Source organism: Nocardia sp. GCM10030253, assembly GCF_042675075.1.
Classification (GTDB): domain Bacteria; phylum Actinomycetota; class Actinomycetes; order Mycobacteriales; family Mycobacteriaceae; genus Nocardia.
In genome coordinates this window covers 1-18957 of sequence record NZ_JBHTDL010000016.1, presented here as the reverse complement: position 1 = coordinate 18957, position 18957 = coordinate 1, and the positions used below count along the sequence as shown (strand labels likewise).

16 protein-coding genes and 1 pseudogene are annotated in these 18957 nt (G+C 67.1%); 10 read left to right on the top strand and 7 right to left on the bottom strand.

Features of this window, described 5'->3' with window-relative positions; translation table 11 throughout:
• Positions 1-845: pseudogene (locus ACFQZZ_RS32035) on the top strand (stress protein); the annotation flags it as partial.
• Positions 846-852: 7 nt separating this feature from the next.
• Here ACFQZZ_RS32035 and ACFQZZ_RS32030 read toward each other — a convergent pair.
• Positions 853-1521, bottom strand: a complete 669-nt coding sequence (locus ACFQZZ_RS32030; RefSeq protein ID WP_378688236.1) for a TetR/AcrR family transcriptional regulator — start codon at positions 1519-1521, stop codon at positions 853-855.
• A 222-nt stretch (positions 1522-1743) separates the two neighbouring features.
• Here ACFQZZ_RS32030 and ACFQZZ_RS32025 point away from each other — a divergent pair, with 222 nt between their 5' ends.
• From ACFQZZ_RS32025 to ACFQZZ_RS32010, 4 genes are all read left to right on the top strand, one after another.
• The gene (locus ACFQZZ_RS32025; RefSeq protein ID WP_378688233.1) at positions 1744-3294 is read left to right on the top strand and encodes an amino acid permease; all 1551 of its coding nucleotides are present in this window, start codon (positions 1744-1746) and stop codon (positions 3292-3294) included.
• A gap of 91 nt (positions 3295-3385) precedes the next feature.
• Positions 3386-4132 carry a DUF1989 domain-containing protein gene (locus ACFQZZ_RS32020; protein WP_378688230.1) on the top strand — a complete coding sequence of 249 codons (747 nt, stop codon included), beginning with the start codon at positions 3386-3388 and terminating at the stop codon, positions 4130-4132.
• Positions 4129-4749 (top strand): urea amidolyase associated protein UAAP2, encoded by a 621-nt coding sequence (locus tag ACFQZZ_RS32015; protein WP_378688227.1) that lies wholly within the window; start codon positions 4129-4131, stop codon positions 4747-4749. The genes ACFQZZ_RS32020 and ACFQZZ_RS32015 overlap by 4 nt, the downstream gene beginning before the upstream one ends.
• A complete protein-coding gene (locus ACFQZZ_RS32010; RefSeq protein ID WP_378688224.1) occupies positions 4746-6902 on the top strand; it encodes a 5-oxoprolinase/urea amidolyase family protein in 2157 nt (718 codons plus the stop codon). The genes ACFQZZ_RS32015 and ACFQZZ_RS32010 overlap by 4 nt, the downstream gene beginning before the upstream one ends.
• 56 nt (positions 6903-6958) lie before the next feature.
• Here ACFQZZ_RS32010 and ACFQZZ_RS32005 read toward each other — a convergent pair whose 3' ends face one another.
• Entirely contained in the window at positions 6959-7111 is a 153-nt protein-coding gene (locus ACFQZZ_RS32005; protein WP_378688222.1) for a hypothetical protein, read from the bottom strand.
• A gap of 71 nt (positions 7112-7182) precedes the next feature.
• On the bottom strand, positions 7183-8337 hold the full coding sequence (locus ACFQZZ_RS32000) for an epoxide hydrolase family protein (RefSeq protein WP_378688219.1): 1155 nt from the start codon (positions 8335-8337) through the stop codon (positions 7183-7185).
• 63 nt (positions 8338-8400) lie between these two features.
• On the opposite strand from ACFQZZ_RS32000, the gene ACFQZZ_RS31995 reads away from it, so the two are divergent.
• A complete protein-coding gene (locus ACFQZZ_RS31995; protein WP_378688216.1) occupies positions 8401-9351 on the top strand; it encodes a helix-turn-helix transcriptional regulator in 951 nt (316 codons plus the stop codon).
• Positions 9352-9388: 37 nt separating this feature from the next.
• Here the strand turns inward: ACFQZZ_RS31995 and ACFQZZ_RS31990 are convergent, their stop codons facing one another.
• A complete protein-coding gene (locus ACFQZZ_RS31990) occupies positions 9389-10438 on the bottom strand; it encodes an NAD(P)-dependent alcohol dehydrogenase (protein WP_378688214.1) in 1050 nt (349 codons plus the stop codon).
• A gap of 96 nt (positions 10439-10534) precedes the next feature.
• Between ACFQZZ_RS31990 and ACFQZZ_RS31985 the strand changes: the two genes are divergently transcribed.
• Positions 10535-11203, top strand: coding sequence for a TetR/AcrR family transcriptional regulator C-terminal domain-containing protein (locus ACFQZZ_RS31985; protein WP_378688211.1), 669 nt, complete (start codon positions 10535-10537; stop codon positions 11201-11203).
• 3 nt (positions 11204-11206) lie between these two features.
• Here ACFQZZ_RS31985 and ACFQZZ_RS31980 read toward each other — a convergent pair whose 3' ends face one another.
• Complete coding sequence (locus ACFQZZ_RS31980) at positions 11207-11680, bottom strand: MarR family winged helix-turn-helix transcriptional regulator (RefSeq protein ID WP_378688209.1); 474 nt, start codon at positions 11678-11680, stop codon at positions 11207-11209.
• A 110-nt stretch (positions 11681-11790) separates the two neighbouring features.
• Here ACFQZZ_RS31980 and ACFQZZ_RS31975 point away from each other — a divergent pair, with 110 nt between their 5' ends.
• On the top strand, positions 11791-12915 hold the full coding sequence (locus ACFQZZ_RS31975) for a GDSL-type esterase/lipase family protein (RefSeq protein WP_378688206.1): 1125 nt from the start codon (positions 11791-11793) through the stop codon (positions 12913-12915).
• A 29-nt stretch (positions 12916-12944) separates the two neighbouring features.
• On the opposite strand, the gene ACFQZZ_RS31970 is transcribed toward ACFQZZ_RS31975, so the two are convergent.
• On the bottom strand, positions 12945-13556 hold the full coding sequence (locus tag ACFQZZ_RS31970; protein WP_378688203.1) for a TetR/AcrR family transcriptional regulator C-terminal domain-containing protein: 612 nt from the start codon (positions 13554-13556) through the stop codon (positions 12945-12947).
• A 69-nt stretch (positions 13557-13625) separates the two neighbouring features.
• On the opposite strand from ACFQZZ_RS31970, the gene ACFQZZ_RS31965 reads away from it, so the two are divergent.
• Both ACFQZZ_RS31965 and ACFQZZ_RS31960 read left to right on the top strand, forming a co-directional pair.
• Positions 13626-14186 (top strand): peroxiredoxin-like family protein, encoded by a 561-nt coding sequence (locus ACFQZZ_RS31965; protein WP_378688200.1) that lies wholly within the window; start codon positions 13626-13628, stop codon positions 14184-14186.
• Positions 14183-14797 carry an ATPase gene (locus ACFQZZ_RS31960; protein ID WP_378688198.1) on the top strand — a complete coding sequence of 205 codons (615 nt, stop codon included), beginning with the start codon at positions 14183-14185 and terminating at the stop codon, positions 14795-14797. The genes ACFQZZ_RS31965 and ACFQZZ_RS31960 overlap by 4 nt, the downstream gene beginning before the upstream one ends.
• A 66-nt stretch (positions 14798-14863) precedes the next feature.
• On the opposite strand, the gene ACFQZZ_RS31955 is transcribed toward ACFQZZ_RS31960, so the two are convergent.
• On the bottom strand, positions 14864-18943 hold the full coding sequence (locus tag ACFQZZ_RS31955) for a condensation domain-containing protein (RefSeq protein ID WP_378688195.1): 4080 nt from the start codon (positions 18941-18943) through the stop codon (positions 14864-14866).
• Positions 18944-18957: the final 14 nt, after the last annotated feature.

The window sequence follows — 18957 nt, the reverse complement described above, 5'->3', positions numbered from 1 at the left end:
CGCCTCCTGCGCCGCAATTCGCGCCGCCCCCGCCTCCGCCCCCGCCCCCTTACGACCGAACACCGCCGCCGTACCCGCCGCAGCAGCCCTATCCGCCGGTTCCGCCGCCCAATCAGTACGCGCCGCCACCGCCCGCCCCGACGGGTGCGCCGGTCGATCAGTACGCGCCACCTCCGCCACCAGCACCGCCGGGTGCGCCGGTCAACCTCGGCAAGATCTCGCTGACCAAGGAGTCGCCCTCGATCTCCCTGACCAAGCAGGGCGCGATCTCGGGCACCATGCGGGTGAACCTGAACTGGACGACGTCGGCTCCCCCGAGCGGCGGCGGACTGTTCGGCAGGAAACGCGGCGGTGGCACGCTCGACCTCGACCTCTGCTGCTTCTTCGAGCTGGCCGACGGGCGAATCGGATCCGTTCGCTCATTGGATCGTTCGTTCGGCGCCCTGGATCGTCCGCCCTTCATCAAGCTCGACCAGGACGACCGGACCGGCAGCAGCACTACCGGCGAGAACCTCGATATCAACCTCGATTTCACCGCACAGTTCCGCAGGATCCTGGTGTTCGCGTCGATCTACGAGGGCGCGACCGACTTCCGCGGCGTGCAGGCGACCGCCACGCTGTACCCGGTCAACTCGGTGCCGATCGAGATGACCATGGGCGGCTGCACGGACAACTCACGTGACGTTGTCCTCGCCCACATCGAGAACCTCAACGGTGAGTTCGTGGTTCGCCGCGACGGCACCTTCATCCGTCCCCCCGCGGGCCGTCCGGGCGGCGGTATCCGGGAGATCGCCCAGATGTACGGCTGGGGTTTCGAGTTCCAGGCATCCAGCGGCAAGGGCTGACGCCGACCTACGAGCCCTGCAATCGCTGGAGAAGCGCACCCGCCACGTCCCGGAGGTCGTCCAAATCACCGGGCCAGCTGAGCATTCGCAGCACCGCGTCGGGGATCGTTCGTTCGGCGTAGCCCGGCGCGCTGCCTTCATCGGATCGGATGCCGATCACCGTCTCGACGAGGCGGAACGGGAGCCCCTCGACCCCTGCGATACTCGCGCCGTCCGCCTCCGCGATCACCGCTGCGGCCAAAACCTCGTAGTGCCTGCGTAATTCGTCGCGCCGCAATCGAAAGGCGGCGAAGCGTTCGGTGCGCAGTTCCGGAAGTAGGTACAGCGCACCGAGATTCCAGCGGGCCGCGCATAGCTGGCGCACGTCGAACCAGGCCAGCGCGTACAGTCGCGCGGCCACCGATTCCGGCACGTCGCGCAGGCGTTCGGCGAGTTCCAAGGGTGCGGCGACGGTTTCGCCGAGCAGCGCGTCGAGGATGTCGTCCTTGGCCGCGAAGTGGTGGTAGAGCGAGGCCTGCCGGATCCCGACCGCGTCGGCGACGACCCGGGTGGAGGTGTTGGCGTAGCCGTTGGTGGTGAACAACTCGCCTGCGGCGTCGAGGATCTCGGCGCGCGGTGTCTGCCCGCGACGCGGTCGCTGTTCCAGTCGAGGGCGGCCGGGGCCGGGGTTTGCCACCTGCCCATTCTGGCATCGCGTTTCGGGGCTCCCACCGGCGCATTGGCGTTCACACGGCCGATCGTGACCGCCCAGAGAGGTTTCTGTCACTTGATAGAAATCTAGGCAATCCAAAAGTTACCGGGGTTCCCGCAAGCGATACACACCGGACACCGAAAGCGCGATCGCAAACGCAAAACTGTCATCTGATAGGTATTGGCCGCTCGCCGAAGGACCCCACCCATGGCCATTAAAGTCGATTCGCCCGCCCCTTCCTCAGTTACGCCACCGGACAACAGCTCCGACGGCGCGGACCTCGCCAGTTTCGGCTATCAGCCGGTGCTGCATCGCAAGCTCGGCCGCTACGCGTCGTTCGCGGCCGGTTTCTCCTTTGTCTCGATCCTCACCACGATCTTCCAGTTCTTCGGCCTCGGCTACTCGTTCGGCGGTGCCGCGTTCTTCTGGACCTGGCCGATCGTGTTCGCGGGCCAGTTGCTCGTCGCACTCAACTTCGCCGAATTGGCCGCTCGCTACCCGATTTCGGGCTGTATCTACCAGTGGTCGCGCCGGCTGGGCGGTGAAATCGTCGGCTGGTTCGCGGGCTGGATGATGGTCATCGCACAGATCGTCACCGCCGCCGCCGCGGCCATCGCACTCCAGGTGGTGCTGCCCTCGATCTGGAGTGGATTCCAGATCATCGGCGAGGACACCGCGCTCACCTCGTCGTCCGGCGCCGCGAACGCCGTACTGCTCGGCAGCGCCCTGCTGGTGATCACCACGCTCATCAATGTGATCGGCATCGACCTGATGGCCAAGATCAACTCGATCGGCGTCACCGTCGAGATCGTCGGTGTCGTCGCGATCGTCGCGCTGTTCTTCACCCACACCGAACGCGGTCCCGGCGTGGTGCTGCAGACTGATCAGGCAGCGCCGGGTCCCTACTGGGCCGCGTTCCTTGTCTCCGGACTGATGGCCGCGTACGTGATGGTCGGATTCGATTCCGCCGGTGAGCTTTCCGAAGAGACGAAGAATCCACGCACGGTGGCGCCGCGGACCATCCTGACCGCACTGTCGGTTTCCGCGCTCGGCGGCGGCCTGCTGCTGATCGGTGCGCTGATGGCGGCGCCGAGCCTGTCGGACGGCGCGCTGGCTACCGACGGCCTGGCCTATGTGCTCACCTCGAAGCTGGACAGCCCGGCGGGCAAGGTGCTGCTCGGCTGCGTGGCGGTGGCGATCATGGTGTGCACCTTGGCAATTCAGACCGCAGGTTCACGGCTGATGTTCTCGATGGCACGCGACGGTAAGCTGCCGTTCGCCAGGCAGCTCGCCGCGGTGCACCCGCGCTACGGCACGCCCATGCTGCCCGCCATCGTGATCGGCGGGCTCGGCATCGGCCTGCTGGTGCTCAACCTCGGCAACGCCGCGATCTTCGCGACGCTGGCCAGCGTCTGCATCGTCACGCTGTACCTGGCCTACCTACTGGTCACGGTGCCGCTGCTGGTGAAGCGCTGCCAGGGCTGGGGTCGCGACAACGCCAACGCCGGGCTGTTCAACCTGGGCCGCTTCGGCATTCCGATCAACCTGCTCGCCGTGGTGTGGGGCATCGCGATGGCGGTAAATCTGACCTGGCCGCGTGCCGAGGTGTACACGCCCAAGGGCGGAAGCTGGTGGATGCTCTGGGCCGCTCCGCTTTTCGTGCTGATCGTGGTCGCCGTCGGCGTTGTAGTACATCGGTTCGTCAATGCCGGACCGAGCCGCGTCGACAGCGCCGAACCTGCCGTCGTACCTGCCTGACCCGGCCGTGCGCGGTGGTGCGCATCCGCTGCCCACCACCGCGCATGCCCGATCCACCGACCCGAGATACCTACCAACCTAGGGAGCAATCATGACCGGCACCGCTTCCACTACGGCCGCCCGCGCGCACGCGCGATCGCAGGCAGCCGCCGCCGCTGTCGCCAACCCGGTGCTGCCCGACGGCATAGCGAAGATCACCTGGGCCCAACGTATTCCGGCAGGCGGCTACGCCAACGTCGTGCTCGGCCGTGGCACCCGCATCCGGTTCAGTGATCCCGCAGGGGCCGCATGCGGGCACTTGTTGCTGTTGCGCGCCGAGGCGCCGTGGGAACGCCTCAATGTCGCCGACACCGTCAAGGTGCCGTGGCAGGCCTACCTCGCGCACGGCCATCCACTGCTCTCCGATCAGGGCCGGGTGCTGGCCACCGTGCTCGCCGACACCTCCGGGCACCACGACACACTGTGTGGACCTACGCCGGAGGCGCGTGGCCTGCTGCGACTCGCCGGAACCAAGCAGGGCCTCGAGCCACGGGATATAGCCCCGACGGTGTCGTTCTTCCGCGGTGTCCGCGTCGAATCCGATGGCACGCTGACTGCCACCGGCAGCGCGGGCGCAGGCAGCTCGGTCGACCTGCTCGCGCATCTGCCGGTGATCGCGCTGATCGCCAATTCCGTGCACCCGCTGGACGACCGGCCCGCAACCGATCTCGATATCGTCGCCTGGTCCGCACCGGAGGAGCTCGCCGCCACCCACAACACGGACCCGGAATACCAACGGGCCGTGCAGAACACCGAACAGGCCTGGACAGCCGCGCTGACGGTGGAGGCATCGGCATGAACTCGACACTGACGCGCACCGTCGTGCTCGACGAGACTGTGCCCGCATGCGCACCGTGGTCCACGGTGGTCCGGTCGGGCGAGCAGCTCGACATCATCGACCTGCACGGCAACCAGGCCGTCGACTGCCTGCTGTACTCGGCCGCCGACCACACCGACCGCTACAGCGCGCAGGCGACCATCACCGCGCAGGGCAACATCTTCCTCACCACCGGCAGCGTGCTGCGCACGGATGTGGGCACCGCCCTGATGACCGTCGTCGCCGACGAGGTCGGCAATCACGACACCATCGCGGGCGCCTGCTCTCAGGAGTCCAACACTCTGCGCTACGGCCACCACACCCGCCACCAGCACGCCTGTGTGGAGAACTTCCTGGCCGAAGCCCTGAAATGGGGCCTGGGCAAACGGGATCTGGTGTCCAACATCAATTGGTTCATGAACGTTCCGGTGGAGGCCGACGGCACTCTCGGCATCGTCGACGGATTGTCCGCTCCCGGAAAGAAAGTCACCCTCCGCGCGGAGATCGACACCCTGGTACTGGTCTCGAACTGCCCGCAGATCAACAACCCCTGCAACGGTTTCGATCCCACCCCCGTGCGCATGGTGGTCACCCGATGACCGTCGCGGAACTACCGGTGGATGGCGGGGCTCCCGGCAAGTCGGCCGAAACCTCGACTCCGGCAACGGACCGATCGGAAGGCTTCGGATCCGGCCGAGCCGACAGCCCACACCCCGCCGGGCTGCGCGCCCGCTCCACCGTCGCAGACCGAGGGACAGTGGATTCATCCAGCCGCACGCAGGTCGAGATTGTACGCCCGGGAATGCTGACCACCGTGCAGGATTGGCCGGGACGAATCGGGTATTGGCATATCGGGGTGCCGCCTTCGGGGCCGATGGACGATCTGTCCTTCCGCCTCGGCAATCGAGCGCTCGGCAACGACGAGGGTGCGGCGGGACTCGAATGCACACTCGGCGGGCCCGCGCTGAAGTTTTCGGCACCGACCTGGGTGGTGGTGACCGGTGCGCCCACCGACGTCACGGTGGACGGTGTTCGCGTGCAGCAGTGGCGGACGGTGCAGGTTCCTGCCGGTGACGTGCTGGATGTCGGTGCCATTCGCGGACCCGGTATGCGCTGCTATGTGCTTATCGCAGGCGGCATCGAGCTCCCCGAATACCTCGGCAGCGTCGCGACTTTCACGCTCGGCCGGTTCGGCGGCAGCGAAGGAAACGCGCTGCGGGTCGGTGAAATGCTGCCGCTCGCACCGCATGTCGGTCGAGTGGCGACGGCGGTGCCGATGGAGGAGCAGCCGGTGATGAGCAGGTGCTGGGAACTTGCGGTCACCGAGGGTCCGCACGGTGCGCCGGAATTCTTCACCCGCGCCGACTTCGACACCCTCATCGGCACCGACTATGAGGTGCACTTCAATTCCGACCGCACCGGAGTCCGACTGATCGGCCCCAAGCCGGAGTGGGCACGGACCGACGGCGGCGAAGCGGGCCTGCACCCCTCCAACATCCATGACACCCCGTATTCGGTTGGCGCGCTGGACTTCACCGGCGACACCCCGATCCTGCTCGGACCGGATGGGCCGAGCCTGGGCGGTTTCGTCTGCCCGGTCACCATGGTCGCCGCCGATCGCTGGAAGCTCGGCCAGCTCTCCCCCGGCGACGCCGTGCGCTTCGTCCCGATCCGCAGCGAGCGCGCCGCCTCGATCCGTGAACTCGGTCCGGCCCGGCGGGCCGCCTGGTCCACGGTCATCTCGACCGGCGGCGACGGTGACGACGGCGTGCTGCGCCGCACCGATGTCGACGACGAGACCGGTGTGACCTACCGCCGCCAAGGCAACGACGGCGTACTCGTCGAATACGGCACCATGACACTGGATTTGGGCCTGCGTGCCCGTGTCCACGCACTGCACCAGCACCTGCTGGCCGCCGGAGTGCGTGGCGTGACGGAGCTGACCCCCGGCGTACGCTCCCTGCAGATCCGCGTCGACCCGGCCGTTCTCCCCGTGCCCGCACTGCTCGACCTGCTCGCCGAGGCCGAGCAGAACATCCCGGCCGCCGACCAGCTCATCGTGCCGAGCCGCACCGTCCATCTCCCCCTCTCCTGGGACGACCCGTCGACAAGAGAGGCGATCACCCGCTACATGCACGGTGTCCGCGCCGACGCCCCCTGGTGCCCGTGGAATATCGAATTCATCCGCCGCATGAACGGATTGGCGACAGTGCAGGACGTGTACGACACTGTCTTCAGCGCCGAATACCTGGTCCTCGGCCTCGGCGACGTCTACCTGGGTGCGCCCGTAGCGACCCCCACCGACCCCCGCCACCGTCTGGTCACCACCAAATACAACCCCGCTCGCACCTGGACCCCTGAAAACGCGGTCGGTATCGGTGGCGCCTACCTGTGTATCTACGGCATGGAAGGCCCCGGCGGCTACCAGTTCGTCGGCCGCACCACCCAGGTCTGGAACCACCGCAACCCCGGCACCGACCCCGATGACAACCCGTGGCTGCTGCGCTACTTCGACCGAATCCGCTGGTATCCCGTCGAAGCCGACGAACTCCTCGACCTGCGCGCCGATTTCGCTACGGGCAATGTGGAAGTGAAAGCCGAGGACGGCGATTTCCGCCTCGCCGACTATCGGCAGTTCCTCGCCGACAATGCCGAATCAATCGACGAATTCCGTGCGGTGCAGGCGGAAGCATTTGCCGAAGAACGGAATTCATGGCAGCGCGCCGGTGAACTGACCGAGGGCAAGGCCTGACAGTCGGCCTCCGACCCCGAGTATGCGCCTGTCTCGACAGCGACCGGTGCGGTCGATCACCAGCCGAACAGTTCCGCCATCTCGATCGACTCGTCGTCCCAGCGGGTTTCGATTGCCTGGCGCTCGGATTCGGACAGACCCGGTGACCAGCCGCAGCGCCGCCAGAAGCATTCACGGTGTTCCTGGGTCATCCGTCTCAGCTCGCTCATCGCGGTCGCTCCTGTAGCCACGGGTTCCATAAATTGTGCATCAGTTCCGGCGATAAAAACGGACTTCGGTTTCAGCGCAAGTCGCGGAAGAACTTCCGAATGTCGGCCATCAACAGCTCGGGCTCCTCCATCGCCGCGAAGTGCCCGCCGCGATCGACATCGACCCAATGGGTGATCGTGTTCTCGGTTTCGGCGTACCGGCGGATGCCGATATCGTGCGCGAACACGATCGCACCGGTGGGCACACCGGAATTCGGCAGGGTTTCACCCCATGGCGCATCCTGCGCATATCCGACGTATGCCGCCGATCCGGCAGTTCCGTTGAGCCAGTACAGCATCGCGTTCGTCAACAGGCGGTCGCGATCGATGATCTTGTCCGGGTCGACATTTCGCGGATGCGTCCACTCACGGAACTTGTCCATGATCCACGCGAGCTGGCCGACCGGTGAGTCGATCAGCCCGTAGGCGAGGGTCTGCGGACGCGTGGATTGCATGGCGATGTAGCCGAATTCCTCCTGCATGAACGCCTCGATCCGGAGGATCCGATCGCGTTCCAGGTCGGTCAGGCTCGCCAGCTCCTCCTCTGACAGCGGCAGTGCGGGAAACGGGCCGGGCCCACCGTTGACGTGCACTCCGGCCACCTGCTCCGGTGCGGCGCGACCGACCTGCGGGCTCACCGCTGCGCCGATATCACCGCCCTGCACGCCGTACCGCTCATAGCCGAGCCTGGCCATGAGCTCAGCCCATGCCGCGCCGATCTTCCCGACGGTCCAGCCCGCATCGGCGACCGGTCCGGAGAATCCGAAGCCGGGCAACGAGGGGATCACCAGGTGAAACGCGTCGGAGGGATCGCCGCCGTTGGCGCGCGGATCGGTCAGCGGCCCGATCACGTCGAGGAATTCGACCACCGAACCCGGCCAGCCGTGCGTCATCAGCAGCGGCATGGCATCGGGCTCCGGAGAGCGCACATGCAGGAAGTGGATCGTCTGCCCGTCGATCTCCGTGGTGAATTGCGGATAGGCGTTGAGCTCGGATTCGGCGGCGCGCCAGTCGTATTCGGTGCGCCAGTAGTCGACGAGCCCACGCAGCCAGGTGGTCGGCACGCCGGTGTCCCAGCCGTCTCCGGGCAGCGGCGCGGGCCACCGCGTGCCATCGAGCCGATTGCGCAGGTCATCGAGCTGCTGCTGCGGGATGCCGATACGGAACGGGGTGATGTATGTGCTCATGACAACCACGATATGACCCACCTAGGGCAACTCCCGCCCTAGGTTTCGGGCAGACTTCACTTCATGTTGGAAACCTCCGCCCGCCTGCTGCGTTTGCTGTCGCTGCTACAGACGCCCCGGGACTGGACCGGCGCCGAACTGGCCGAACGCCTCGAGGTCGACGCACGCACAGTCCGCCGCGATATCGACAAGCTGCGCAACCTCGGCTATCCGGTCGAGGCCACCGCGGGCGTCGCGGGCTACCGACTCGGCGCGGGGGCGAAACTGCCCCCACTGCTGCTCGACGACGATGAGGCCGTCGCGGTCGCCATCGGCCTGCGCACCGCCGCGGGCGGCACCATCACCGGCATCGAGGACAGCTCGCTGCGCGCACTCACCAAACTCGAGCAGGTCCTCCCCTCACGCCTGCGCTACCGCGTCAGCCTGCTGCACTCCACCACCGTTACCGTTCCCGCCGCCGCAGCCACCGTCGACCCCGACATCCTCACCGCCGTCGCGGCCACCATCCGCGACAATCACCGCCTCCGCTTCGACTACCGAAGCCACGACGGCACCGCCTCTTTGCGCACGACCGAACCCCACCGCCTCGCCCACACCGGGCGCCACTGGTACCTCATCGCCTGGGACCTCGATCGCGCCGACTGGCGCACCTACCGGGTCGACCGTCTACACCCCCGCATCCCGACCGGCCCCCGCTTCACACCCCGCGAAGCCCCCGACATGGACCTGGCCGGTTATGTCTCCCGCGGAGTCACCACCTCCCCCTACCGCTACTCCGCCCGCATCACCCTGCACGTCCCCGCCGCGGTGGCAGCGGACCGCATCGCACCCACCGTCGGCGTCATCGAGCCCATCGACGACCGAACATGTCTGCTCCGAACAGGTTCGAACTCCCTGGACGAACTCGCCATCTACGTCGGCCTGTTCGGATTTCCGTTCCACATCCACGAACCTCCCGAGCTCATCGACACCGTCCGAGCCTTGGCGGCCCGCCTCACCACCGCCATCGAGTGACCTCACGCGAATAATCACGCGGCCTGCGAATCCCCGATCAACCGGTGATCACCGTCTTGCCCTGTGCGTGCCCGTCGGCGATGTGGCCAACGGCTGCCGCTGCCTCGGCGAGGGGATACCGCCGTTCGATCACCGGACGCAGCGTGCCGTTCTCGGCGAGGTCGGTCAGGAATTCCAGGTCGGCGCGGGTCGGTCGCATCAGCAGCGGTTTGATGGTCTGGCTTGCGAAAAGGTCTGTCAGCACGACTTTCGCGATCCAGAGGACGGGGCCGAGCCAGTTCCCGCCTGGAGAGCCTGCCGAGGAAACGAAGACTCCTGCTGGCGCGAGAACGCGACGGCAGTCCCGCAATGACCGGTTGCCGACGAGATCGACTATGACGTCGTATTGCCGTTCGTGCCGGGTGAAATCGTCGGTGGTGTAGTCGATTACGTGGTCAGCGCCGATCTTGCGGATCGTCTCGAGGTGGCGGGTGCTGCACACCGCCGTCACCTCGGCTCCGAGCGCCTTGGCGATCTGGACGGCAGAGGTGCCGACGCCGCCGGAGGCGCCGTTGATGAGGACGGACTGCCCGGCGCCGAGTCGGCCGACGTCGCGCAAGCCCTGCAACGCGGTCAGCCCCGAATCCGGTACGGCCGCGGCCTGTTCGAAGGTGAGGACGGTCGGCTTGGGCGCGAGGGTTCGCGCGGGTACGCAGACGTACTCGGCGAATCCGCCGCCCGGCGTCATGCCGTATACCTCGTCACCGATGCGAAAGTCGGTGACATTGCCGCCGACCGCGGCCACCACACCTGCCACGTTCTGCCCCGGAATCCGATGTTTCGGCCTGCGCAGGCCGAAACCCAGTCTGATCAGGTATGGCTTGCCGGTCAGCAGGTGCACGTCACCGGAGCAGACGGATGCCGCGCACACGCGGACCAGCACGTCGTCGGCGCCGGCGGTAGGACGGTTCACCACCTCGGATCGGAGTACCTCGCTCGACCCGTACGACGGCGCGACAATCGCGTTCATCGTGGCGCCGTCGGACATCGCGACCGGGTCCGATGTCACGGCCTTCGTCCGGGCCTGCTGACCGTGCGGTTCAACCATGGAACTCGTCCTCACCTGCGATTCGACACACTTACACCGTAAGCCGTTCTCCCGAGACGGTACGCTTACACCGTAAGTCCGTCAAGGAAGAAGCCCATGCCCAAAACCTCCACCGGCTCGTCCCGCACCCCGCTCAGCCGAGATCGGGTGCTGCGCACCGCCGTCCAGCTCGCCGACGAGAACGGGCTGGAGTCACTGTCCATGCGCAAGCTGGCGCAGGCGCTCGGCGTCGAGGCGATGTCGCTCTACAACCATGTCGCCAACAAGGACGATCTGCTCGACGGCATCGTCGACCTCGTGGTCGCCGAGATCGAGATACCGGAGATCGGCGGCGACTGGCAGTCGGCCATGCGCGGGCGGGCCACCTCCGCGCACGAAACGCTGCGGCGCCACCCATGGGCCACCGGACTCATCGGATCCAGGATCAATGTCGGCCCCGCGATGCTGCGCTACATCGACGCCACCGTCGGCTGCCTGGTGGCAGCGGGCTTCTCCTACCAGCAGGCCGACCGCGCCTGGAACGCCATGGACAGCCACATTTACGGATTCACTTTGCAGGAACTCAACTTTCCGCTGCTGCCCGATGAATATGCCTCGGCCGCACAGCAATTCCTGCCGATGATCCCCGCCGAAAGCCATCCGCACATGAATACGCTTGCCCGGCTTGTCATCTCCGGCGCGCACAACGGTATCGCCGACTTCGATTTCGGACTCGACCTCATCCTCGACGGGCTGGAGCGGCTCCGGCCGACAGGGTCGGAGTAACTACTACTCGCCGAGCGCGGTCGCCTCGGGATTGACCGCGTCACGGATGATGCGCAGCCCGGCGACCAAGTCGTCCAATTGATCTCGGGCCAGCAGCCCGGTGAACCACTGCTCGACACCCTCCAGATACGCGGGCAGCACCCGCGCGAGCCGTGTCGCGCCCGCCGCGGTCAGGACCGCATAGGAGCTACGCCGGTCGCCGGGATCGGCTTCGCGCCGGACGAACCCACCGCGCTGCAGCCGATCCACCAATCGGGTGATGCCGCTGGTGGACAGATTGGTCTGCGCGGCGAGGTCGGTCATGCGCAGCCGCCGCCCCGGCGAGCGACTCAACCGCATCAGCGCGTTGGCGTCCAGTCCCGACAGGCCGTTCGCCTTCCAGGTCGGCTCCAGTTTCGCGATCAGTCCGTCATGCGCCTCGTAGAGCAGGCCGATGGTGGTGAGCCGAGGGTCGTCGAACAGGTCGGTCGCGTCCATGGTGACGAGCCTAACCGAGATATTTGCAACGGGGATAGTTGACAAGAGGAGGACCTGCGCTAGATTGTTGTTACTGCAATATTCCTCATGTCAATTAAATGGAGATTCAGATGGCTGCCACATCACGTTGGGTCGCAGGATTCCGTTCGGCTCTCGTCGACCCCACCGAGCAGATTCAGCTGGTCGAGCCGAGGAGCTTCGCGGATCAGACGGTGCGCCAGGTTTTGCACGTCGCCGGCGGCGGCGAGCAGCTTCGGGTACGCCTGACCAACCGATACGGTCGGACACCACTCACCATCGGCGCAGCGCGCATTGCCGTGCGCAAGGCGGGCAACGAGATCGTGACCGAGACCGACACCGAGGTGCGGTTCGGCGGGGCCGCCCGGGTGACCGTTCCGGCAGGCGGCGACATCATCAGCGACACAGTCGATCTGGCCGTGACCGCTGGCACCGATCTGGCGCTGAGCCTGTACCTTCCGGAAGAAAACGGCCTGGCGCCGTTCGCCCAGATTCCGGCGGAGTCGGCGTACGTCGCCACCGGAAACCACACTGCCGCACTCGGTTTGCCGGATGCCGAGGAGGTCACCTCGCGCTTCTACATCACCGGAATCGACGTGCTGACAGCGGCGGATACCCCGGTCATCGTCGCATTCGGTGATTCGTGGTTCGAGGGTGCCGGTTCCACGCACGGCGCCAACCGCCGCTCGGTCGACGTGCTCAACGAGCGGCTGCTCGATGGCTGGGCCGTCAATCAGGGCATCGGCGGAAACCGCCTGCTGACCAATGAAATCGGCGACCACGCACTCGCGCGGTTCGACCGCGACGTGCTCGATGTGCCGGGGGTGACGCACGTCTTGGTCAACTTCGGCATCAACGACCTGATCCTGGCGGGCACCGCACCCGCCGCGGAGCTGATCGCCGGTTTCACCATTCTTGCCGGGCGTGCGCATGCCGCCGGACTTCCGGTCTATGCCAACACCATCGGCCCCTTCGCCGGCGTGGTCTACCCCGGGCTCAGTACGGAAACAGGTGTTCCCGTCCGGCGCGAAGTCAACGAATGGTTGCGCACCACAGACGTTTTCGACGCGGTCTTCGATGTCGCCATGGCGGTGGAAGATCCGGATAACCCCGACTACATCCGCCGCGATTTCGACTGCGGCGACGGCATGCACCTCAACGACGCCGGTGCCCGCGCCATGGCCGGAACCATCGACATCCCGACACTGACCCGCTGACGCATCCGAAGCCGTTGCCGCACCACCACCTATGGCGTGAGTCCGCGCAGCACAATCTCCAGCCCGCCACGGAATTCGTCCACGGCCGAGACCTTTTGTGCGTCGGCAGCCGTTCGGGACAGATGCGGGTAGTCGGCCTGGGACAGGTTCACCATGGCGGCGGTACCAGCTCCCGCGAGAGACGCGTAGTGGGCATTCTGCAAGAACCCGAGCATGAAGCCGATCAAGGTGCGCTGAGCGATCACTCGATCACGGCCGTCGAAACCGGCATCGGTGAGAACCGTCAGCATCGCCTCGATCCAGGCCAGCGAACCGACGGACGATTGCCGGTGGCGCAGCAGCAGCGGCACCGCGTCGGGATGCGCGGCAGCCGCGTCGCGCACCCTTGTCAGTAGCGCCGCCGCGCGATCGCGCCAGTCCCGCTCCGGCGGCGGCGATACGTCGATCGCCTGGAAGATCTCGTCGACCACCAGCGCTTCGAGCCCGTCCCGGTCGGGGACGTAGCGGTACAGCGCCATGGTTGCCATATGCAGTTCCTTGGCCACGGCCCGCATGGTGAGCGCGGGCAGACCGTCGCGGTCGATCACCGCGAGCGCGGCGGCCGCAATCGCGGTCGGCGTCAGGGAGCGCGGACGGGGCATGGGTTGACAGCGTACTGGGTACGCTCATACTGGGTTAGGCGTACCCCGTACGCCTACGAGAGGAACAGCATGCCGCTGCCAACCACTGTGACCACCCGAACGTTGGACACCATTGCCGGTGCCACCGTCCACGTCCCGGACCCCGATCACCTGATCCACCTGCAATTCCGCCGCTTCGCCGGGTGCCCGGTCTGTAACCTGCACCTACGCTCGATCGCCACCCGGCACAACGAGATCCTTGCCGCGGGCATCCGCGAGGTCATCGTGTTCCATTCCAGCGCAGCCGAATTACGCAAGTACTCGGGCGACCTGCCGTTCGACCTGATAGCCGACCCGACCCGAATCCTGTATCGAGAGTTCGGCGTCGAATCCGCCCCGCGTGCGCTACTCGACCCCCGAGCATGGCCGACCATCGCGCGCGCCGTGGCGACCACGCTGCCGACCGTGCTCCGCAAGAACATGCCCGCGCCCCCGAGCAACCCGGAGGGCGGTCGCCTCGGCTTACCGGGTGATTTCCTCATCGCGCCGGACGGCCGGGTGCTGGCGAGCAAACTCGGTCAACACGCCGACGACCAATGGACGGTCGACGAGCTGCTCGCGCTCGCACCCATCCGGGAGCCATACCAATGATGACCATCGAACTGTTCGTATCCGCCGACGCGATGAGCACCGACCGCCGCACCGCACTCGCCGAGCGGGTGCTGTGGGAGGTGACCACCGAGGATTCCGCGCCCGATTCGGTCATGGACAAGGCGCGCGAACTCACCCACGTCATCGTGCGCACACCGGAGGTCTGGGTCACCGGCGGGCCGAAACCGGCAGCCGCGCCACGCTACCTGGTTCGTGTCACCGTGCCCGGATCATGGAGCAACAACAGTGAATTCGGCAGCCACATCATCCCGATGATCACCAGGGCGATCGCCGCCACCGAGCCCGACGCCGACCGGCTCTTCCGGGAACCGCATTGTCTGGTGCAGATCGTCGGACTGCGTGAGCACGCCATCGGCAACCTGGGTCGAGCTATGACCGGCACCGAAATCACCAAGCTGATGACCGAGGACTACCGGCACGATGCCGAGCAGTCGGCCGCGCCGGACGGCTACACCATAGACCCGGTCTGCGGCATGACCGTGGAACTGGCCACCACGAAACTGACCCTCACCCACGAGGGCGTCGACTACGCGTTCTGTGCGCCGGTGTGCCGCAAGGTGTTCGCCGAGGAGCACGTGATCCCGACGTAGCGCCACCCCGGAAGCCACGAAAGCCGTTGCCAGCAGGGGCAACGGCTTTCGTGTTTCTCGATGTGCCTACTCGGCGATCACGATTCGGATCTCCTGGTCGGCCGCGTCCGTCGATTCACCGGGCGCGACGAACCAGTGGGTGACCTCACCGTCGGCGAGATCGTCCGCGATCTCGCCGCCACCCGGGAGCACCGACAATGCGCCGGCGGTGGCCACGGCCAGGAACTCCAGCAGCGCCGCCTGGCCGGAGACCGCCATGGTGAACGTGGTCGACTCGTAGTCGATTCCGTACTCGTCGCGCACCTGCACGGCCCGGTCGAGGGCCTCGACCTGGCTGAGCACGACCGGGGCGCCGTTCGCGAGCACCACGAACGCGGGGTGCTCGTCGGCGAGCGGGCGGACCCGATCCGAGTACGAGACCGGATGCGATGGCGCGGCGGCCAATTCGGTCTGCACCTGCGGATCCGACGGCACCAGCCACTGCACGGCGCCTACCGCCGCCGGCTCGAGGGTGATCCCGAAACCGGCTCCCGCGTTCTCGATCTCGGCGACCGACTGTGCGAACAGGCAGGCGGCGCCCGCCTTCTGCACGGCCCAGGCCGCGACTACCGCGTCCTCCGAGCGCGGCAGAGCCACGGCGACGATGTCGCCGGGGCCGGCACCACGATCGATGAGCACCCTGGCCAGCTGCGAGGAGCGCCGATCAAGGACGTGGTAGGCGATTTCGTCGCCGTCGACCAGCAGCGCGGGCGCCTCGGGGTCCGCTTCGACGACCTCGGCGAGCACCTTGGCCACCGTGCGCGCACCGACCCGGCCCACCGGTTCCGGCGTGACCGCCGTCGCGCCGATACCGGATTCGGCGAGCAGCCGGGTGCGTTCGCCGCTGTCGAGGATGTCGATGGCGCCGACCAGCCCGGCCGGATCGCCGAGCAACGCCTGCAGCACCCGAATCAGCCGCGCGGACAAGGTTTCCACCTCATCGGCGGTGAACCTGCTCGTCAGATACTCGAGCGTGAAGCCGAGGGTCGATTCGGCGACCACCTGCAGAGTCATCGGGTAGTGCGCCGCGCTCTCGACGCTGACATCGGTCACCGACATCCCGTCGATCGAGCTCGCCGCCGCGATCGCGTCGCGGTCGATCGGATACGACTCGAACACCACCAGGGTGTCGAACTGTGATCCGGGACCGGCCACCCGCTGAATGTCGGTGAGCCCGACGTAGTGGTGGTCGAGCAACTCGGTCTGATCGCGCTGCAACCGCTTCAGCTGTTCGTCGATGGTCAAGTGATCGTCGACGCGCACCCGCACGGGCAGCGTGTTGATGAACAGGCCGACCATCGATTCCACGCCCGGCAGCTCGGCGGGCCTGCCGGACACCGTGGCGCCGAACACCACGTCGTCGCGGCCGGTGAGCCTGCCGAGCAGGATGCCCCAGGCCGCCTGCACCAGGGTGTTCACCGTGATACCGAGGTCGGCACACTGCTTGGTGAGCTGACGGGTCCGCTCGGCGTCGATCTCGGTGGTCAGCTTGCGCGTCTCGTAGGTCTCCACCGAACGAGACGGCGGCGCGAGCTCGGTCGGCTCGCCGACACCGTCGAGCGCCTGCGCCCAGGTGCGCAGCGACGCGGTCACGTCGCGCTCGGCGAGCCAGTCGAGGAAGCTGCGGTAGGAGGTCACCTCCGGCAGCGCCGCCAGATCACCGCGCACCGCGTAGAGCACCAGCAGATCGCGCAGCAGCAGCGGCATCGACCAGCCATCCAGCAGAACATGGTGGGTAGCGATTGCCAGATGCCACTGCTCGGCACCGGTACGGAACAGCGTGTAGCGCACCAGCGGTGCCACGGACATGTCGAACCGGGTCGCCCGGTCAGCGGCCAGCTGCCGTCGCAGTTCCTCGGCTCGCTCGGCTTCCGGCAGCCCGGTCAGATCGACCTCGCGCCACGGCACCTCGAGCCGGTCGACCACGACCTGCATGGCCTGGCCCTCGGAGTCGCTGACGAACGCGGTGCGCAGGTTCGGGTACCTGTCGAGGATCGCCTGCGCGGACGCGCGCAACCGATCGCCCTGCACGGTGCCGCTCAGATGCACCACGGCCTGCATGGTGTAGACGTCCACGGTGGCCGCGGTCATCAGCGCGTGGAAGAGCAGACCGGACTGCAGCGGCGAGACCGGCCACACTTCCTCCAGGCCCGGGTAGGCCTGCTCCCACCGCTCGATGTCGGCCTGGCCGACCCGCACCAGCGGCATATCCGACGGTGTGAGGCCACCCGCGTCCGGCCGCTGCGTGTGCTCGGCGAGCGCGGTGAGCGCGGCGACCCACAGGTCGGCGAGCTCCCGCACCCGTTCGGCGTCCAGTAGCCCGGCCGGGAATGCGAAGGTGGCGGCCAATTTCGAACCGTCGGCGCCGTCGATGACGTGCGCCTCGATGTCGACCGCACCGTTGGCGGGCGCGTCGGCGGCCGTCTCGGCGGTGACCGCGACCGAAGGCATACCCCGGTAGTGGAAGCCGACCTGACCCACCTGCGGCAATTCGAGCAGGCCGTGGCCGACGCCGTGGTCCGGCACGGCGAGCAGTTGTTCCTTGACCGTCTTGACGATGCCGCTCACCGCGATTCCGCCGGCGAATGCATTGTCCAGGTCAGCATCACCCAGGTCGAGCCGAACCGGGTAGGCAGTCGCGAAGGCGCCGATGGTGCGCGAGAGCTCAGCACCGCGCACCGCGCCGCGACCGTCGGCCTCGAGCCGCACCAGCACCGCGCCGCCCTGGCCACGCCAGCGCACCAGGGCCATGGCCAGTGCCGAAAGCAGCCCGTCGGTCACGCCGCCGCGGTACAGCTCCGGAATCACGGTCAGCACGGAATCGGTAATCGCAGTGGGCAATTCGACCTGCACCCGCTGCACGGTGGCAGCGGTGTCGATCGCCGGGTCGAAGGCACGCGACCCGAGCAGCGGATCCGGCGTCGCCGAAACCTCGTGCCAGAACGGCAGTTCGGCAGCGCGTTCGGAGGCTTCATCGGCCAGGCTGTGTGCCCAACGCCGCAGCGAGGTACCCGCGCTCGGCAATGCGACCGGCAGCCCGGCCGCGACCTGCGACACCGCCTGCGCCAGATCCGAGATCAGGATCCGCAGCGACGCGCCGTCGACCGCGAACCGGTGTGCGACGACCAGCAGTTCGTCACCACGTTCATCATCGGCAAAGCACAACCGCACGAACTGCGCCATGACGGCGTTCGCCGGGTCGAGGCGATCGGCCGCGGCCTCTCGTTCGGCGTCGATGATTCGCGACAGTTCCGCATCGTCGACCGCCGAATCGACGGGCACCTCGCGCACGAGATCGTCGATATCGAGGACGCTGTCGAGCGCTTCGAACACCCAGTTCTCGTCTACCTTGCGCAGGCGAGTGCGCAGCGCATCGTGGTGATCGAATACCGCCGAGACCGCGGAGACAAGCGGCGTGCGATCGAGCACAGCAGGTAGTCGCAGTGTCGTGGCCTGCGAGCAGCGCTGGTAGTCAGCGCCACTCGACAGCACCGCCGCGATACTCGGCGGCAGCGGGATCGTGCCGACACCGCCGCCGGGCAGCTCCGCGAGTCGCGACTGCTCGGCATCGGCCGCCGAGGTGGCGATCGCCGCGAGCCCGCCGACGTTGCGCTGGTCGAACACATCGCGCACGGTGAACACCGCACCGAGGGCCTTGGCCCGCGACACGAGCTGGATCGACAGAATGCTGTTTCCGCCGAGGGCGAAGAAGTCGTCGTCGACGCCGATCCGCTCGACACCGAGCACATCGGCGAACACACCCGCCACCGTCTGCTCGATCGGGGTGACCGGCGCACGGAACACGGCCTGCTCGAAGGTTGGCGCCGGCAAGGCATTTCGGTCCAGCTTGCCGTTGGCGTTCAGTGGCAGGGCATCGAGCACCACGAACGAGCTCGGCACCATGTAAGACGGCAGTTCCGCGCTGAGCGCCGTCTGCAGCTGCCGTTTGTCGAACTCGCCGGAGACGGCCGGAACGATATAGGCGACGAGGCTATCCCCGAGGGCTGGATCGGTATGTGCGAGGACCGCCGCCGAGGTGATCGAGGTCTGCCGCAGCAGTGCCGCCTCGATCTCGCCGAGCTCGATACGGAAACCACGAATCTTCACCTGGAAATCGGTAC

Excerpts from the sequence above, each read along its gene's own strand:
- ACFQZZ_RS31985 (WP_378688211.1), top strand. The coding sequence starts at position 10,535 with ATGCCCAAAACCTCCACCGGCTCGTCCCGCACCCCGCTCAGCCGAGAT.
- ACFQZZ_RS31965 (WP_378688200.1), top strand. The coding sequence starts at position 13,626 with ATGCCGCTGCCAACCACTGTGACCACCCGAACGTTGGACACCATTGCC.
- ACFQZZ_RS32010 (WP_378688224.1), top strand. The coding sequence starts at position 4,746 with ATGACCGTCGCGGAACTACCGGTGGATGGCGGGGCTCCCGGCAAGTCG.
- ACFQZZ_RS32000 (WP_378688219.1), bottom strand. The coding sequence starts at position 8,337 with ATGAGCACATACATCACCCCGTTCCGTATCGGCATCCCGCAGCAGCAG.
- ACFQZZ_RS32015 (WP_378688227.1), top strand. The coding sequence starts at position 4,129 with ATGAACTCGACACTGACGCGCACCGTCGTGCTCGACGAGACTGTGCCC.
- ACFQZZ_RS32020 (WP_378688230.1), top strand. The coding sequence starts at position 3,386 with ATGACCGGCACCGCTTCCACTACGGCCGCCCGCGCGCACGCGCGATCG.
- ACFQZZ_RS32005 (WP_378688222.1), bottom strand. The coding sequence starts at position 7,111 with ATGAGCGAGCTGAGACGGATGACCCAGGAACACCGTGAATGCTTCTGG.
- ACFQZZ_RS31960 (WP_378688198.1), top strand. The coding sequence starts at position 14,183 with ATGATGACCATCGAACTGTTCGTATCCGCCGACGCGATGAGCACCGAC.
- ACFQZZ_RS31980 (WP_378688209.1), bottom strand. The coding sequence starts at position 11,680 with ATGGACGCGACCGACCTGTTCGACGACCCTCGGCTCACCACCATCGGC.
- ACFQZZ_RS31990 (WP_378688214.1), bottom strand. The coding sequence starts at position 10,438 with ATGGTTGAACCGCACGGTCAGCAGGCCCGGACGAAGGCCGTGACATCG.
- ACFQZZ_RS32025 (WP_378688233.1), top strand. The coding sequence starts at position 1,744 with ATGGCCATTAAAGTCGATTCGCCCGCCCCTTCCTCAGTTACGCCACCG.
- ACFQZZ_RS31995 (WP_378688216.1), top strand. The coding sequence starts at position 8,401 with ATGTTGGAAACCTCCGCCCGCCTGCTGCGTTTGCTGTCGCTGCTACAG.
- ACFQZZ_RS31970 (WP_378688203.1), bottom strand. The coding sequence starts at position 13,556 with ATGCCCCGTCCGCGCTCCCTGACGCCGACCGCGATTGCGGCCGCCGCG.
- ACFQZZ_RS31975 (WP_378688206.1), top strand. The coding sequence starts at position 11,791 with ATGGCTGCCACATCACGTTGGGTCGCAGGATTCCGTTCGGCTCTCGTC.